1 pseudogene is annotated in these 679 nt (G+C 69.1%); it reads right to left on the bottom strand.

What is annotated here, in order from left to right:
• Positions 1-179 precede the first annotated feature (179 nt).
• A pseudogene (locus IE273_RS43190) lies at positions 180-679 on the bottom strand (hypothetical protein); the annotation flags it as partial.

Raw genomic sequence — 679 nt, 5'->3', positions numbered from 1 at the left:
GGTTCACCGCCGCGGCGACAGGCCACGGTGCCCGAAGCTTCGCAGTGGTCTCCCGAGGGGGATGGGGAGCAGGGCTGGGCGCACCGGACCCGCGTTTTGAGGGGGAGTGCGTGGTCGTTGTGGTCGCTGCGGCCCGGGCAGAGTGCCGGGGCCGCAGCGAGGGCTTGCGGCGACGGGTGTTACTGCTTGGCGGTGGGTTCCGTCTGCTGGTTGTAGATCTCCTGGCCCGCTGCGTTGTAGGCGTGGACGTAGGGGGCCGGGGAGGGGGAGTTCCCTTCGAGGCCGGAGATGGCCGCCGTGTAGACGAACGCGCCGTCTGCCATGAGCGCCGGGTACTGCGTCGGGTTGTCGCCGTAGCTGATGGTGATCTTGGCGACGTCGGGTGTGTAGTGTCCGGCGCCCAGTGAGAGGGTCTGTTCCCCGTCGGCCGGCTCGCTGAAGCTGTCGAAGAACTCGATCAGGTGGCCGGTGCCCCACAGGCGGTCGTTGATGAACGTCGGCGGGACGGACATGCTGGTGCCCTTGTGGCCCTTCGCCTCGCACTGCACGTACTGGTGGGCGGAGTTGACGGCGATGACCACGCCGTCCGTGTCCTGCGTGGCGACGGGAGCGCGGACCGCGATCACCGCATGGTAGTTCGAGGCGTCCGGGCCCAGGCAGGAGGCCAAGATCCCGGCGA

Origin of the sequence: Streptomyces olivaceoviridis (genome assembly GCF_014650115.1) — a bacterium.
GTDB classification, from domain to species: Bacteria; Actinomycetota; Actinomycetes; order Streptomycetales; family Streptomycetaceae; genus Streptomyces; species Streptomyces olivaceoviridis.
The sequence above is the reverse complement of the archived record's forward strand: the minus strand, read 5'-3'. Positions and strand labels throughout refer to the sequence as shown.